Below are 15,458 nucleotides of genomic sequence, written 5' to 3'. Positions count from 1 at the left end.
TAATCATAAGAGAAATGAAGAAGAAGAAAACTTGAAAGTAGGTCCTATTAATGCCCGTATAAAGCTCGATTGAAAGTTGGTGAAAATTTAGTTTATAATATGCAACCTAAATTTACGCACGTATGTGCGTATTATTGTTTAAACTCTTACCTTTGTATTTTATATAAAAATATAGAAGGATGAAAGACCTAATAGATCAAAATTTTAAAGAGCATGCCGCTACTTTACCTTCCACTTGTAATATTATGCAAGTACTTCAAGCCGAAGGTTTAAGTTATATCGATAGTGGATTAAAAGTAGATACATTTAATGTAATACATATACATAATGGAGAAGAATTAAAAGCAGAAGGCTTAAAATCAGCTGTTGCTTTTTATGAAAATAGACTTAGAGCATCATGTATTTGGATTAGTGAACATCAGCTAACTGATAATGTGAAAGCTATTTTCGATCAACTTAATATTAAAAATACAGGAATCAATAAGGGGTTTGGGGCTCAAGTAAAAGCACTTCAGTCAGGTACTCATGATAAGATTCGTATTGTTGAAGAAAGACAAGATATCATAGATAATGCATTTGTGATTGCCAATAATTGGGAACCATTTGATGTTAATGTATTACATTATTATAATCATGTGCACCCAGAAGTATTACAACGTACACATACTGTCATGTTCAATTATTATGAAGGAGAACAAGTTGTAGGAGTAATCGAATTATTTATATCACCTTCTAATCCTAAAGTTGCTGGAATTTATAACCTTTCAGTGATGAAAGAGAATAGGAAACAAGGAATTGGAGAGGCACTTGTAAAGCAGTCGATTGACTATGCAAAGAATAATGGTGTGGAAACAATTGTAACGCAAGCTTCTGAAGATTCTGAAAATATTTTTAGAAAAATAGGTTTTACAGAGGACGGAAAAGTATTTGAATTTGCTTAAAAAAATAAAAGCATCCTGAAGATCAGGATGCTTTTAGTCGAAAATTAATCCGACTAGTTTTTTTTTATATAGGTGACTAACCTATGATTCTTTACCCATGTGCAATATAATATCTTTTTTTTATTACTTCATAGAAAAAATCTAAAAAATCGCCGTAATATTACATTATATTCAATGCTTCATTAATAATCTTGGAAAAATGATAGAATTTCTTATTTTGTCAATATTAAATATCAAAGGATTTGGTCCTAAATTTCTTTTTAGAAACGAGAAAGCATTACGTAATGCTGAAAAAAAATGTTCTTCAGTACGAGAGGCAATAACGCTTGTGTTGGAGGAGACCAAAAGAATCAATAAGACAACACTAGAGGATATTGAAAAAGGCATAACTACTGCTTCTCAAATTTTAGATAATTGTAAGAAATATACAATTCATCCAATATCATTTTTAAATGATCATTATCCACAAAATGTGCTTCAAGCAAGTGAACTTTGGCCGGTACTTTATGTCACTGGAAATGAGCAAATTCTCAATGAATACAGTGTAGGGGTGATCGGAACGAAAAACCCTGATAAACATGGGCAAATTATCAGTCAAAAAATTACAGAATTTAGTGATGAAGAAGAAATAACATTGAATGTAATGCATCAGAAGGGCGTTTCTACTATTGTCAAAGAAACAAAGGATAACTTTTTGATTGAGGTAGTAGCTTCTGGAATTGATCAAGTATACCTTCCTGATAATGACATTTTTCATTCCGATTCGATCACAGTCGTTTCACCTTTTCCTCCTGAAGTAACCTATGATGATTATAAATATATTGAAGCTTGTAAAGTGTTGGCAAGCCTCTCTAATAGAGTAGTACTTATCCAAGATGCGACTTCAGATGATACTCGTTTTGTATTAAGTTATTTTGCTCGTTCTGAAAAGGTACTCGGAGTGATAAAACCGATCGATACAGCGATAAATTATCCTATAAACAGCGGTAATAAACTATTGATCTCTGAAGAAAAAGAAGGGATTATTTCTTATTGTCGAGCAAAAGATGTTCATAAAGATAGTGTGATTTGTGATATTAAAATAATTACATCAAAAAACGACTATCCACAATTTTTTAAAGAGGAGGAATTGCCTTTTTAAGGAAATTATAAATAATCCTACATTGTTACCAATAAATTTGGAGTGAATAAAAAGTTCAATTTTTTTAAAATTGTATTGCAAAATATAGAGTGTTGTAGTATTCTGTACAATTCTAAACACTTCCTAAAAATTGAGCTATTCCGAATAGCAAATTTTAAGATTCAGCGTAAGTTTTTTAGTTTTGTTCACTAAATAAATAAAAGTGCGAAGTGATTTTTGAATTTCGCACTTACATCTTGCTTAAAATAAATGAATATTAAACCTTTTTTAAATCTCATTTTTTGCTTTTGCCTTTTGTTAGGCTGTCAAAAAGCAGAGAAAACCTCAAATCAAGACCCACTTACTCTTATAGCACAATCTGCTGAGCAATGGACAGGAATTGCAGTGAGTAAAAACAATAGAGTATTTGTAAATTATCCTACATGGACGGATAGTATTACTTATTCTGTAGCTGAAATTAAAGATGGAAAAGCCTATCCTTATCCCTCTGAAATGTGGAATACCAAAATTGGTGATTTTTCATTCTATGCGGTTCAGAGTGTAGTATGCGATAGTAAAAATAGATTATGGGTCTTAGATACTTCCAATAAGCAGTTCAAAGGAGTAATAGAAGGAGGTCCTGTTCTATATGTTTTTGATTTAAGCACAGATGAATTGATTAGATCATATAATTTTCCTAAGGAGAATTATTTCAAGAACTCTTATTATAATGATGTCAGAATTGATATTGAGAACGATGTCGCTTATATCACTGACTCAGGCATTGGTGGAATCATTCTTTTAGATTTGAAATCAGGCTCCTCAAAACGTTTCCTGACAGGTCACAAAAGTGTACAATCTGAGTTGGATCACTTGATATGTGATGGGTTAAAATGGGAAAATAGCGTTGCTTCAGACGGCATTGCATTATCACCTGATTTCAGTGAATTGTATTTTATTGCACTTACTTCTCATACTTTATATAAGATAAAAACAGCAGTGTTGTTGGACGAAAACGCTTCTGAGGTAGATGTTCAGAACGCAGTACAAAAAGTAGCAAATATACCAGCCACTGATGGGATGTTATTTGATAGAAAAGGAAATCTTTGGTTAGGAGGTTTGGAAACGAATGGCGTGAACGTTTTGACAAAGGAAGGTAAATTGATTCATTTGCTGAAAGACAAACGTATCCGTTGGGCTGATTCTTTTGCTAAGAACCTAGAAAGAGAAATTTTCTTTACCACTTCTCAAATTCACCTTCCAGAAGAAAAAAGAGGAAAGTACGAAGTGTACAAGGTCTCAATGTCATTGCTCGATGAAATGACCCATTAAATCTTAGTTTCAAAACTATAGATCAAAGCTCATAAATTTCTTCAACTCTAGAGTATTTCATTTAAAATAAAGTGATACTTTAGAGTTGAAATGAGTTAACTAAACTAACTCAATTACTCTTCAGCAAACTAAAAAAGCTAATTATGAAATTGTTAAACATCACCCGATTATTCTCTTTGCTCATTTTACTTCTTTTTGGAGGATGTAAGGATGACGAATCCGGAATAATGGTAGATTTAGATGAGTTTAATCCAATCACTGATTCCTACCCATTTCAGAGCTTATCACCTCATGAAGATTTCGATTATTTAGAGTTAATTTTTTCTTTTGAATTCGAAGAAGAAGAAATTCTATTTAGTGATGGGTCGAAGTGTCAAAATGCTACAAATCAAGCTGATTGTGAGAAGTCATTTGATAATCATAAAAATGAAATCGGTGGTTTTGGTTCTGGTTGTCTTCCAGGGTATTGTTTTCATTATGTGAAATTTCAGAGAGGAGATACCATTAAAATTTTGACGAATAAGAATGACTTACTTTCATTTCTTGGGACTATCGATTCTGAGTCAGATGCTATATTATTGGCACTTTCTGAAAGTTATGGTTATAGTATCGAAAAGAAAGAAGTGGGAGCAATTCGAAAAACGTCAAATGGATATGAGTTGTTGGTGACTAAGCTTGTAGCCGATTGTGCTCCAATTTTGGTCAATCGATTTTTAATTGAGGTCACATCAGAAGGTGAAATTAATATTTTGGCAGAAGAAGAGTACTCTAGATCCGATGCTTGTATTTAGTAATTGATCAACTTTTTACGAAGTAAATGGTTATGAATTGAGCTTCTTGAGGACTTGCAATACAATGGCTTATATAACTGTACTTAAGTAGATTGATGCATAATGATCATTTAGTACACCATGTATTGTTACTATTTTTACTATAACAACCCTTACATTTTTAACATTGATTATATTTGCTCGTTGTGATTTAGAAGCCTAATTTTTTTAAATGCTGTGGCATTAAATACTTATAATTATTAAATCACAGAAATAAATAATAATTTACTTATCTATCATCTGTAAAATTTACTTTATCCTCATGACAATCAGGAAAATAGCGGTTGCTATACTGTTCAGTTTGTTCGCTTCTGTTGCTGTTTTTGCTCAAGAAGAGCTAAGAAGCAAAAGAGAAATAGACAGCTTATTTATTGAAAACTATCAAGACAATAATTTACCTGCAAAGGTACTTCACGCAGAACCCTTATATATAGACCTCATCAGAGACCTTGGTGCTCGTAAAGGTGAAAAGGAATGGAACGTCGGTATGGAGTTGGTAGATAATCTTGACTATGACAAATATGAAGCTTTAGTAGAGTATGAATGGGCACCCATTAACCGTTTAGGTTTTGAGGTAGAATTGCCTTTTACTTTTTATGCTCCGCAAAAAGGAGTGTCTTCGGATTCTATTCCTGCTGATCGTTTAGAAAGTATAAAACTCGCTACGCAGTGGAGTTTCTTTGTGAATGAGAAAATGGCAATGTCAATGGCTCTTGGTTATATCAATGAGATATTGTTGTCAGATTTTCAGCAATTTGGAAATCCCTTGGTAAGAGGTAATTTATACAATCCATTTTTTGTTATTGCTAAAAGGTGGGGACGTAATTTCCACTCTTTGATTTATACAGGGCCAAAAATTGAACAGGTTTTCAATAGTTCAGAAATCAATACCTCTTTTGAGTTTAACCCCAGTGTACATTATATGATTCCTGGAACCACTAACTTTATTGGTGTAGAATTTAACCAATCCTTTGAACATCAGGATTTTGATATGACCATTAGACCTCAAATGAGAGTAGCCTTATCCGATAACCTGTTGATTGGTATTGTGGCAGGTATTCCTGTAGCCAGAGAAAATGAAAGGTTAAGTGCCTTCTGTCGTTTGATTTGGGAACCAGGACATTAATATATAGTTGATTATTTTGGCTTAATACTTATCACAAATATTGAGCTTTCTAGAACCATAAATGATATCAATGTACTATTACTTAGTTGAATATCAGTAGTAAGTATATTGTAAACTAAATTTTCATTAACTAATATAATTACTTTTACAAAGGGAAATGGTAGTGTATTGTGGTTCGCGAGGACGTTGCAATGCAACGTCCCTACAGTACTGCATTTTAGATGATTATTATAAAACCTTTGTCTTTTGACATGTAATCAGACCATCATTTAGTGGTATCTTCCTTCAATGCCAGGGGGAAAACTACCAAACTAAAATGGTAGAAAACTCAATGGCGCGAATGTTAAGCGTCAGCGTCATTCGTGTCCTTCAGATCATCAGAAATCTCCTGATTTCTAAACAATATAAATAACGTAAACTTAGTTTACAATGTATTTACTTCTTACGCATTATTTCTTAATAACTATTTCTCTCGCTGATCAAATTTTGGAAATAACAATAGAATAAATAACCTTTGTATTGTATGACAACAACATTTACATATAGCTCACCTATGGTGCACTTGATCTCCGCTTAGTCCGGCAGGTGCTTCTTCTTACCATAAAATATGTAAGGTACTCCAAAGTACCTTTCGGTTTATTGTATCTGATATTCAGATGAATTAAATCAAAAAAGTCATATAAAATACAAGACATTGAAAACAATTTCACTTGAACAATTAGGGTTCAATTCAACGATATATTCTAATCATTCGACATTAAATAGAAACGAATGGGCGAGAGTCATTGCAGAGCATAAAGAACGTTATCTTGTGCAAAATGAGGAAGGTATATTTGATGCTGAAATTATGGGTCACCTTCGTTTTACAGCAGAAGATAGAACTGATTTTCCCATGGTAGGGGATTGGGTACAAATCATGCCTTTTGATGAAGGAAAAGCATTAATTCAGCAAGTTTTATATCGAGATAATATACTCAAACGACAAGCCATAGGGAAAGAGGGAGAAGCACAATACATTGCTTCAAATATAGACAAGGCTTTTATCGTTTTTTCTGCCAATAGGGATTTTAACCTGAATAGGGTAGAGCGTTTTGTGGTACTCTGTTACGATGCTAATATAGAACCGATTCTTATTTTGAGTAAGGCGGATCTAGTTAGTGATGAAGAATTACAAAGATTGGAACTACAGATTATCGATCGTTTTCCAGAGTTAGATATTCTAATCACAATGATAGAGGATACTGCTTGCATCGAACAATTAAAATCGCAGGTAGAAGTAGATAAGACTTACTGTTTCTTAGGGTCCTCGGGTGTTGGTAAATCCACTTTGGTCAATCTTCTTTTAGGAAAAGAGAAGATGCTGACATTAGCGATTGGAACTTCAACCAATCGTGGAAAACATACAACAACACACCGTGAATTAATTGTAATGGAAGAAGGTGGAGTCTTAATTGACAATCCAGGTATTCGTGAGGTGGGGATGACATCTTCTCAAAGTGGAATGGAAGACGCCTTTCCTCTCATTATGGAGCTTTCAGAACAATGTAAATTTTCAGACTGCACACATCAACATGAAAAAGGATGTGCAGTGATACAAGCTGTAAATGACGGAGAACTATCAGAAGCAGCCTATGAAAATTATCTTAAACTCCATAGGGAACAGGAACATTACACAAGTTCCGAAGCTGAAAAAAGAAAAAAAGGGAAATCTTTTGCAAAAATGGTGAAAACCGTAAAACAGCATAAACAACGTTTTTAAGCAGTTTTATACTTAAAATCATTTAGGTAAGAGAAATGGAATTCAACTTTTGACTTAGAAGCTTTGACCTTTTTGCTTCGTTTTTATGTTAAGACACAAATGAAGAAGGAGGAAGTTTGACAGTTAAGAAGAGTTTCGTTTACCCTGATTTTAAAATAGGGAACCAATTCATAACAATACATGCCTCATTGTCTTTTGATGGATGGGGTATGTATTTCTTTTTGATATTACTGATTTTTTTTACAATTTTAAATCAAAACTTTCATTGATCTAATCTTATAAACTAAGCTCTCTTTCTAAATAAAACCATGAGAAAATTTTTACTATTATTCATTGTAGGACTCTTTAGTTCGTGTCATCTTGGTAGATATGTAACACGTTTAAATGCCAATATCACCGACCATAAAATTTTTCCGAAAACAGAAATATCCACGGGTCAAGATACATTTCAATTTCTAGAACATCCAACGGAGTTTACCGTAGTATCAGAAGGGGTTTCAATGTCCTTAGATGAACGTTTACGACAAACATCAACCGTGTCTTTTTTGGTCATTCATAAAGATACTATCCTTTTTGAAAACTATTATAAAGGATATAAACCTGATTCTATTTCTAATATTTTTTCTGCATCTAAATCCATCACTTCTTTATTGGTGGGGATTGCGATTGATGAAGGAAAAATTAAAAGTGTGAAAGACCCAGTTGTCGACTATATCCCAGAATTAAAAGAGGGAGATCCAATGTACCTTCAATTAACGGTGGAAGATCTACTTGAAATGCGTTCAGGGTTGAAGTTTAAAGAAGCCTATTTAAATCCTTTTGCTCACGTTGCTCGATTGTATTATGGCAAAAATCAATTAAAACAATTTAAAAATTTAAAGTTTGAATATGAACCAGGAGAAGTTCATGATTATCAAAGTATTTCAACCGCTATTTTAGGAATGGTCGTAGAACGTGCCACACAGATGGAACTTGGTAAATACCTTGAGCAAAAAGTTTGGCAACCGATGGGAATGGAGTTTAATGCTTCTTGGAGTGTTGACGATAATAAAAATAGATCAACTAAAGCTTTTTGTTGCTTAAATACAACAGCAAGAGACCTTGCAAAAATAGGTCGTCTATACCTAAACAACGGAAATTGGAATGGGACTCAAATAGTAAGTAAAGATTGGGTTTTAAGGTCCAAAACTGCAAACATGGAAAACGACTGCTACCAATATCAGTGGTATAGCCAATCTGCTGAAAACGATAAAGATAAAGATGGAAATGCGTATACTGATTCTCTGAGTGCTGTGAATGCTGCTATTGAAAATAGCTATCAGAACTTTTATGTAGAAAGAGTATCCAATGCATCAGAGGAGTGGCAGATTAATTATTGCTCCGAGAACTTTTATGCAGTTGGTATTTTGGGACAAATCTTATACATGAATCCCTCTGAAGACATCATTATGGTTCGTTTGGGTGAAAAAAGAAAAGTCAGTTATGGAAAGATTTTTACTCAAATCATAGCTCAAATAGAGAATAAAGAAAAAGAAGTACTTTAATTATCACGTTTATGAAATTATATTTAGTGAGCATTTTGTCACTTGTGTTCTTAAATGTTCATGCTCAGCATATTTCACTCCAAACAAAAATCGATTCAATCGTTACTTCTAATATGGAACTGTATATGATTCCTGGAGTTAGTATTGGTGTGGTGCACAATGGATCTGTGCTTTATACGAAGGGGTATGGAGTGAAAGAGATCAACACAACTCAAAAAATAGAAAGTCAATCTGTATTTCATACAGCTTCCGTAAGTAAATTATTGACGGCCCAAGCCATAATGCTGTTGGTCAAAGAAGGTAAAATAAACTTAGAAGACCGATTAGTAGATGTGATCTCACCACTTAATTATTCCGATAAGAGCGTGGAGGAAATTGATATCAAGTCGTTATTGAACCATACTTCGGGTTTGCCAGATATCAATAATTATCAATGGAAAAACAACCATCAATCAGATAAAACGCTTTCATCTTATATTCAAAACTACAAGCTGAAAACAAAGTATACACCTAAAACAGCTTACAAGTACAGTAACTTGGGATATGATATTTTAGGTCTTGTGATAGAAAAAGTCTCAGGCCAATACTTTGAAGATTATATAGCAGATCAAATATTAAATCCCATAAAAATGGAGGATAGTGATTTTAGGTATTTCAAAATAAAGGATGAGTTGAAAGTAAAGCCTCATACTAAAAAAGGGAATAGTGTGATGGTGCGAAAAATCTATCCTTATACCAGAGAACATGCACCGAGTAGTACACTAAATGCTTCTTCAATTGATTTATCAAAATGGATGAATTACTTTCTGAAACAACTGCAGAATAGTGACTCCAACAATATTTACTATCAAATGCAAAACTCATCAACTCCGGTATATGACCATATTGGTTTAGGGTTTCAAATTTTTGAAATTGATGGATATAAGGTCATAGGTCATTTTGGTGGAGACAGGGGATTTCGAAGTCTACTTTTAATGGTTCCAGAGAAAAATATTGGGGCAGTCATTTTAGGTAATTGTGATTATAATGAAGATTATAGGCAAGAGATATTGAAGCCTATATTGAAGTTGCTTTTAAAAGAATAAACCATTGATGATTGTGAACTTCAAAGTAGAGAGGACTTCTCATGATCCTAGAGATCGGTTGATCTATTAAGCTTTGACTTTTGCTTCTCTATTGTGTTATGACTTAAATGAAGAAGAAGGGATCTGAAAAGTAGATTCTAGAACGAGTCCAACATGAATCTTGCTTGTTATTTTATAGAATCTGATTAAGAATTAACATCATAGGTCAAGTATTAATATTTTATTAATCATAAAATCGATTTTTTTAATTCTTTTGCCACATAAATTAAACTAATAAAAATGTAGTTATGAAAGTCTATACATCAATACTCACTTCAATCATTTTATTGTGTCTTCTTGGAAATCTCGCCATGGCACAACATCATCATGATCATAGCCACGATCATTCGCACTCACATGAAGGGTTGCATCATTGGGAAATACCAAGTAAGGATCCTGACAGAATTATATTAACTTTTCATGGAGACCCGGCCACAAGTAGAGCAGTAACTTGGAGAACGGATACAAGTGTGGAAAGTGCAGTTGCTCAAATAGCGGAAGCTACAGTCAACTCAAAGTTTACTGAAGCCTCAAAAGAATTTAAAGCTACTACTGAAGAGTTTGATTTGGGGTTGTACAAAAGTAATGCGTCTTTAAAAGTACACTATCATAGTGTGGTATTTGAGGGATTAGCACCTGATAAATTATATGCTTATCGTGTTGGAGATGGAAAAGAACATTGGTCTGAATGGATTCATTTCCGAACGGCCAAAAGTGAGTATGCACCCATTGAGTTTGTTTATTTTGGAGATGCTCAAAATGATGTATTAGACCATTGGTCACGTGTGATCCGAATGGCTTATCAGACCGCACCCAACGCATCTTTTGTAGTACATGCTGGTGATTTGATCAACAAAGCCCATCGAGATATGGAATGGGCTGAATGGTACAAAGCAGGTGGGTTTATTCATAGTCAATGGACAGCGGTTCCAGTAGTCGGGAATCATGAATTTCGAGGTTTGGAAAAAGGAGAGAAGAAGCAACTAGCAATTCAGTGGAAGCCTCAATTTACGTTACCTGTCGAGAAGTCTTTAGATAAAAATTTACATGAAACTGTTTACACCGTGGACTATCAGGATGTGCGTGTGATCGTATTAAATTCAAATGACTTACTTGAAGAACAAACTGCATACCTAGAGCAACAGTTAAAAGATTGTGATGCAAAATGGAAAATTATCACTTGTCATCACTCTGTTTTTTCGCCTGCAAAGGGACGTAATTTTCAATTTGCAAGAGACCATTGGAAACCGCTTTTAGATAAATATAATGTAGACTTAGTATTAAATGGCCATGATCATACTTATGCTAGAGGTCACGTTCCCACAAGAACTTCAGATAATAAAAAATCAAAGCATTTAAGTACTGTTTATGTTACTTCAGTAAGTGGTCCAAAACAATATAAATTAGACCCGGAGCAAATGAAGGAATATGAAGCAGATGGTTATGAATTGGATGAATCAGGTGAGCAGATACAGTTTTATCAAGTCATCAAAATTGATGGAGAAAAGTTGACTTATGTGGCGTATACAGCGATTGGCGAGGAGTATGATAGAGCTGTCATCACAAAAGACTTCAAAACGGGTAAGAAAAAACTTACTGAAAAGTAAAATGACAACATGGTCTTTCTGCTACTGTAATGAAATAGCGGAAAGACCATTTTAAAATACGCTTTGGACAATCTTGTGTCTACAGTCTAATCAAAATAATGTAAATTGAAATGTATTGACTTTTACCTTAATTAATTCAAAATCATCATGAATGAAATAGATTGGATTGGTTCTTTAGGCGTATTCCAAATTCTACTAGCCTATACTTTAAATGTTTCAGGAAAATTAGAGAGAAGAAGTATGGCCTATAAGCTCTTAAACCTATTTGGAGCTTCCTTAGCATGTCTGGCTTCTGTTTTGATGAATTATATTCCATTTATTGTGTTAGAAGGCGTTTGGGCTTTTGTATCTTTGGTTTCATTATTTCGAAAGAAAGAATAAATTATACAGTACTTATCATCAACTATTATTAATCCATGAATAAAGTAAATTTTGAAACACTCTATCCCATTGCTGAATTTAAAAATACGGTTTCTTTAAAAGTATTAGTGGAAGATAGTGGAGTGAATAATGTCATTGTTGGCGACTACTCTTACTACAGCGATTTTGATGACCCCACTAAGTTTCTAGAGAAAAATGTAATGTACAATTTTGGGATCTCAGGAACTGCATTGAAAATCGGTAAGTTTTGTGCAATAGCTCATGGTGCAAAGTTTATCATGGCAGATGCTAATCATTCTACAAAAGGCGTATCCACCTTTCCTTTTGCTGTTTTTGGATCAGAATGGTCAGATAAACTGCCAATAGGAGAATACCCTTTTAAGCAATACAAAGATATTGAAGTGGGCAATGATGTTTGGATTGGGTATAACGCTACCATTATGCCGAATGTAAAAATAGGAGATGGGGCCATCATAGGTAGCAATGCCACTGTAACCTCAGATGTACCTGATTATGCAATTGTGGGAGGAAATCCTGCGAAAGTCATTCGATATAGATACACGAAAGATGAGATTCATCTTTTAAAAGGTCTTAAATGGTGGGATTGGGAAAGAGCTTATATTGATGAAGCCATTGAAATCTTAGTGAAAGGTACAGTGGAAGATTTATTATTTTTCGCGACGAAGCAAGGATTAATAAAGGGTTCATAATTACTTATTTCTTACCATTATCCATTTCAAGTTGACAGAATATCAAAATATACTCCGTAATATCAACCGATATGTTGAGCTGAACGAGCAGGATGAGCAAGAGTTCACCAGCATTATAAAGACTTCTTCAGTAAAGAAAAGGCAGTTTATTGTTCAGCCTAACTTTGTTTGTGAGTTTCAAACTTATGTTGAAAAAGGAGCTTTTAGAAGCTATTTTGTAAGTGATGAAGGGGAAGATCATACCATACAATTTGCGATAGAGGATTGGTTTATTAGTGATTTCAATAGTTATATTAGTCAAGAACCTGCATCTCTTTTCGTAGAAGCATTAGAAGATGGAATCATTCATCAAATTGCATATCAAGATGTAGAAAATCTTTGCGAGAAGAATCCAAAATTTGAGCGTTTTTTTCGATTGGTAGCCCAAAAATCTTTTGCATATGCTCAAAAGAGGGTTTTGTCGAATTTAGGTAAATCGGCTGAAGCGAGATACATTGAATTCCAAGCGCAGTATCCGACTATAGTACAACGAGTGCCACAATATGCATTGGCTTCATATTTAGGTATGTCGGCTGAGTTTTTAAGCAAAATAAGGAAACGTTTAAGTAAAGCTTAAATTTTTAATCGGTCTTCCTACACGATTTCTATTTACGATATAAAATCTTGAACTAGTTCAAGAACATTTCTTGTTCTAGTTCATTTCTATTCGATTCGTGATCCCTCACTTTTGTATTATCAATAATCATTAAATACAAAAGCAAATGGAAAAGACATCAAAACGAGTTTGGTTGATTACAGGAATTTCAAGTGGATTAGGAAAAGCGTTAGCCACTGAAGTAATGCAAGAGGGTGATTTCGTAATTGGAACTTTTAGGCAACAATCGCAAACTGATCAATTCAATATTGAATATAAAGACAAAGGTTTTGGTATCACACTTGACATAACAAACACTAGTAAAGTGACAGAGGCTGTTGATTTCGTTTTATCTCAGTTTGGAAAAGTGGATGTTTTAGTAAACAATGCAGGGGTTGGTTTTGTGGGGGCTATTGAAGAAACATCTTTAGAGGAGACAAGAGAAGTAGTAGAAGCCAACTTTTTTGGAGCACTTCATCTAACCCAACTAGTACTCCCTTCCATGCGAAAAGTACAAAAAGGACATATTGTTCAAATTTCTTCTCATGGTGGTATCAAAGCTTTTGCAGGATTTGGGATTTATAACGCCAGTAAATTTGCCTTAGAAGGATTTAGTGAAGCTTTAGCGCAAGAAGTATTGCCTTTTGGCATCAAAGTTTCTATCGTTGAACCGGGGCCATTTAGAACTAATTTTGCCGGTAAAGGCCTAAAAATAGCGAAGAAAACTATTGAAGATTATGACACTACTTCAGGTGCTTTTAAAGCGAAATTGAAAGGCGTTGATGGAAAACAGGAGGGAGATCCAATAAAAGCTTCAAAAGCAATCATTGACTTGGTCAATTCAGAGCAACCTTCTTTACGTTTACCTTTGGGTAAGACGGCGTTGATGACCATCAATATGAAACTGGAGAGTGTGAAATCTGATTTGGAAAAACATAGAGAAGTAGCTTCTGAGGCCATCTTTCTTTAAGAAAAACAAGCACCAAACAAAAATTTGGTGCCTGAGTCATTTTCTAGGTTCTTCTAAAATAACCACAATTACCGAAAGTAATCAGTCAGCCATAACTAGTAAGAATAGTTATTTTTGACTGCTTACTCCGATTCAACCAATTCAAATTTCTTAATGGTTGCTTCAATTATATCAAGACACTTATTCAATTGATTTTCTGTAATGACTAATGGAGGTGCGAAACGGATAATGTTACCATGTGTAGGTTTGGCAAGGAGACCATTATGCATTAATTCATAACAAATTTCAGTAGCAGTACTACTGTCTTCTGTATCGTTTACAATCAGTGCATTCAATAAACCTTTTCCTCTGACACCCACCAAAAGGTCTGTTTGCTTACACAATTCAAGTATTCTTTCTCTAAAGATTTTTCCAAGGCGATAAGCATTTTCCGTTAACCTTTCATCCTGAAGAACTTGGAGTGCTTCCATCATTACTGCACATGCTAGTGGATTCCCTCCGTAGGTAGAACCATGCTGCCCTGGCTTGAAAATATCCATTACTTCTGATGAAGTCAACACTGCTGATACAGGATAAAAACCACCCGAAATGGCTTTACCGAGGATGATCATATCGGGTTTGATCTCTTCATAATCAGACGCCAATAATTTTCCGGTTCTTCCTACACCTGTTTGCACTTCATCCACCATGAAAAGAACATTGTACTTTTTACAAAGTGCTTGTGCCTTTTTCAAATATCCTTCTTCAGGAAGGTAAACACCTGCTTCTCCTTGGATTGGTTCTAACCATAAACCTGCCACATTGGGGTTTTGAAGCACCTCCTCCAAGACTTCTAGATTATTGTAAGGCACAATCTCAAAACCAGGCATAAAAGGCCCGAAATTGGTTGTGGCAACTGGATCTGTAGAAGCAGAAATAATAGTTGTTGTTCTGCCATGGAAGTTTTTTTCTACGCCTACTATAATCGCTTTATTTTGAGGAATACCCTTCTTTTCATATCCCCATTTTCTAGCGAGTTTAATAGCGGTTTCATTTCCTTCAGCTCCTGTATTCATAAGAATGGCACGCTCATAACCAAAAAGGCTACAAAGCATTTTTTCAGCTTTCCCTAATTGGTCAGAGTAAAAAGCTCTGGAAGTAAGTGTCAATTTTGACGCTTGTTTTGTCAAGGCATTCAGAATTCGAGGGTGCACATGACCTTGATTGACGGCACTGTAGGCAGATAGAAAATCAAAATATTTTTTACCTTCTACATCCCAAACATAAACTCCTTCTCCTTTTTCGAGTACTACAGGAAGTGGAGCGTAATTATGGGCCCCATATTTTTTTTCTAAAGCGATAGCCTCTTGTGAAGAGGTGGTATGGTTAGTATTCATTCCT

General features: G+C 34.3%; 14 protein-coding genes. 13 read left to right on the top strand and 1 reads right to left on the bottom strand.

Translation table 11 applies throughout. From position 1 onward, the window contains the following. Positions 1–179: 179 nt before the first annotated feature. From PL77_RS25940 to PL77_RS25880, 13 genes are all read left to right on the top strand, one after another. Positions 180–941, top strand: a complete 762-nt coding sequence (locus tag PL77_RS25940; protein WP_044211711.1) for a GNAT family N-acetyltransferase — start codon at positions 180–182, stop codon at positions 939–941. Positions 942–1,140: 199 nt separating this feature from the next. Next, positions 1,141–2,082 (top strand): DNA-processing protein DprA, encoded by a 942-nt coding sequence (locus PL77_RS25935; protein WP_044211710.1) that lies wholly within the window; start codon positions 1,141–1,143, stop codon positions 2,080–2,082. Between the two features lie 249 nt (positions 2,083–2,331). Beyond that, positions 2,332–3,393: an L-dopachrome tautomerase-related protein gene (locus tag PL77_RS25930; RefSeq protein WP_052444740.1), complete on the top strand. Its 1,062-nt coding sequence runs from the start codon at positions 2,332–2,334 to the stop codon at positions 3,391–3,393. Between the two features lie 143 nt (positions 3,394–3,536). Then, positions 3,537–4,184, top strand: a complete 648-nt coding sequence (locus PL77_RS25925) for a hypothetical protein (RefSeq protein ID WP_156152547.1) — start codon at positions 3,537–3,539, stop codon at positions 4,182–4,184. Positions 4,185–4,485: 301 nt separating this feature from the next. Next, the gene (locus PL77_RS25920) at positions 4,486–5,349 is read left to right on the top strand and encodes an HAEPLYID family protein (RefSeq protein WP_044211708.1); all 864 of its coding nucleotides are present in this window, start codon (positions 4,486–4,488) and stop codon (positions 5,347–5,349) included. 694 nt (positions 5,350–6,043) lie between these two features. Continuing rightward, positions 6,044–7,108, top strand: a complete 1,065-nt coding sequence (gene rsgA / locus PL77_RS25915) for a ribosome small subunit-dependent GTPase A (RefSeq protein ID WP_052444739.1) — start codon at positions 6,044–6,046, stop codon at positions 7,106–7,108. A gap of 308 nt (positions 7,109–7,416) precedes the next feature. Continuing rightward, positions 7,417–8,652, top strand: a complete 1,236-nt coding sequence (locus tag PL77_RS25910) for a serine hydrolase (RefSeq protein ID WP_044211707.1) — start codon at positions 7,417–7,419, stop codon at positions 8,650–8,652. An 11-nt stretch (positions 8,653–8,663) separates the two neighbouring features. Continuing rightward, complete coding sequence (locus tag PL77_RS25905; protein ID WP_044211706.1) at positions 8,664–9,737, top strand: serine hydrolase; 1,074 nt, start codon at positions 8,664–8,666, stop codon at positions 9,735–9,737. Between the two features lie 287 nt (positions 9,738–10,024). Continuing rightward, on the top strand, positions 10,025–11,383 hold the full coding sequence (locus PL77_RS25900; protein ID WP_082026741.1) for a fibronectin type III domain-containing protein: 1,359 nt from the start codon (positions 10,025–10,027) through the stop codon (positions 11,381–11,383). A 147-nt stretch (positions 11,384–11,530) separates the two neighbouring features. Then, complete coding sequence (locus PL77_RS25895) at positions 11,531–11,764, top strand: hypothetical protein (protein WP_044211705.1); 234 nt, start codon at positions 11,531–11,533, stop codon at positions 11,762–11,764. Between the two features lie 35 nt (positions 11,765–11,799). After that, positions 11,800–12,474, top strand: coding sequence for a CatB-related O-acetyltransferase (locus PL77_RS25890; RefSeq protein ID WP_044211704.1), 675 nt, complete (start codon positions 11,800–11,802; stop codon positions 12,472–12,474). 31 nt (positions 12,475–12,505) lie between these two features. Continuing rightward, on the top strand, positions 12,506–13,090 hold the full coding sequence (locus PL77_RS25885; RefSeq protein WP_044211703.1) for a Crp/Fnr family transcriptional regulator: 585 nt from the start codon (positions 12,506–12,508) through the stop codon (positions 13,088–13,090). Between the two features lie 145 nt (positions 13,091–13,235). Beyond that, complete coding sequence (locus tag PL77_RS25880; RefSeq protein ID WP_044211702.1) at positions 13,236–14,078, top strand: oxidoreductase; 843 nt, start codon at positions 13,236–13,238, stop codon at positions 14,076–14,078. Between the two features lie 122 nt (positions 14,079–14,200). Here the strand turns inward: PL77_RS25880 and rocD are convergent, their stop codons facing one another. Continuing rightward, on the bottom strand, positions 14,201–15,454 hold the full coding sequence (gene rocD, locus PL77_RS25875; RefSeq protein ID WP_044211701.1) for an ornithine--oxo-acid transaminase: 1,254 nt from the start codon (positions 15,452–15,454) through the stop codon (positions 14,201–14,203). Between the last annotated feature and the right edge of the window lie 4 nt (positions 15,455–15,458).

Origin of the sequence: Flammeovirga sp. OC4 (genome assembly GCF_000812565.1) — a bacterium.
Taxonomy (GTDB): domain Bacteria; phylum Bacteroidota; class Bacteroidia; order Cytophagales; family Flammeovirgaceae; genus Flammeovirga.
This window is presented reverse-complemented; position numbering and strand designations above follow the sequence as displayed.

Bases quoted from the DNA above. Each gene is read 5' to 3' on its own strand.
- PL77_RS25920 (WP_044211708.1), top strand. From the start codon at position 4,486: ATGACAATCAGGAAAATAGCGGTTGCTATACTGTTCAGTTTGTTCGCT.
- PL77_RS25935 (WP_044211710.1), top strand. From the start codon at position 1,141: ATGATAGAATTTCTTATTTTGTCAATATTAAATATCAAAGGATTTGGT.
- PL77_RS25925 (WP_156152547.1), top strand. From the start codon at position 3,537: ATGAAATTGTTAAACATCACCCGATTATTCTCTTTGCTCATTTTACTT.
- PL77_RS25940 (WP_044211711.1), top strand. From the start codon at position 180: ATGAAAGACCTAATAGATCAAAATTTTAAAGAGCATGCCGCTACTTTA.
- PL77_RS25895 (WP_044211705.1), top strand. From the start codon at position 11,531: ATGAATGAAATAGATTGGATTGGTTCTTTAGGCGTATTCCAAATTCTA.
- PL77_RS25930 (WP_052444740.1), top strand. From the start codon at position 2,332: ATGAATATTAAACCTTTTTTAAATCTCATTTTTTGCTTTTGCCTTTTG.
- PL77_RS25905 (WP_044211706.1), top strand. From the start codon at position 8,664: ATGAAATTATATTTAGTGAGCATTTTGTCACTTGTGTTCTTAAATGTT.
- PL77_RS25900 (WP_082026741.1), top strand. From the start codon at position 10,025: ATGAAAGTCTATACATCAATACTCACTTCAATCATTTTATTGTGTCTT.
- PL77_RS25910 (WP_044211707.1), top strand. From the start codon at position 7,417: ATGAGAAAATTTTTACTATTATTCATTGTAGGACTCTTTAGTTCGTGT.
- PL77_RS25880 (WP_044211702.1), top strand. From the start codon at position 13,236: ATGGAAAAGACATCAAAACGAGTTTGGTTGATTACAGGAATTTCAAGT.
- PL77_RS25890 (WP_044211704.1), top strand. From the start codon at position 11,800: ATGAATAAAGTAAATTTTGAAACACTCTATCCCATTGCTGAATTTAAA.
- rocD (WP_044211701.1), bottom strand. From the start codon at position 15,454: ATGAATACTAACCATACCACCTCTTCACAAGAGGCTATCGCTTTAGAA.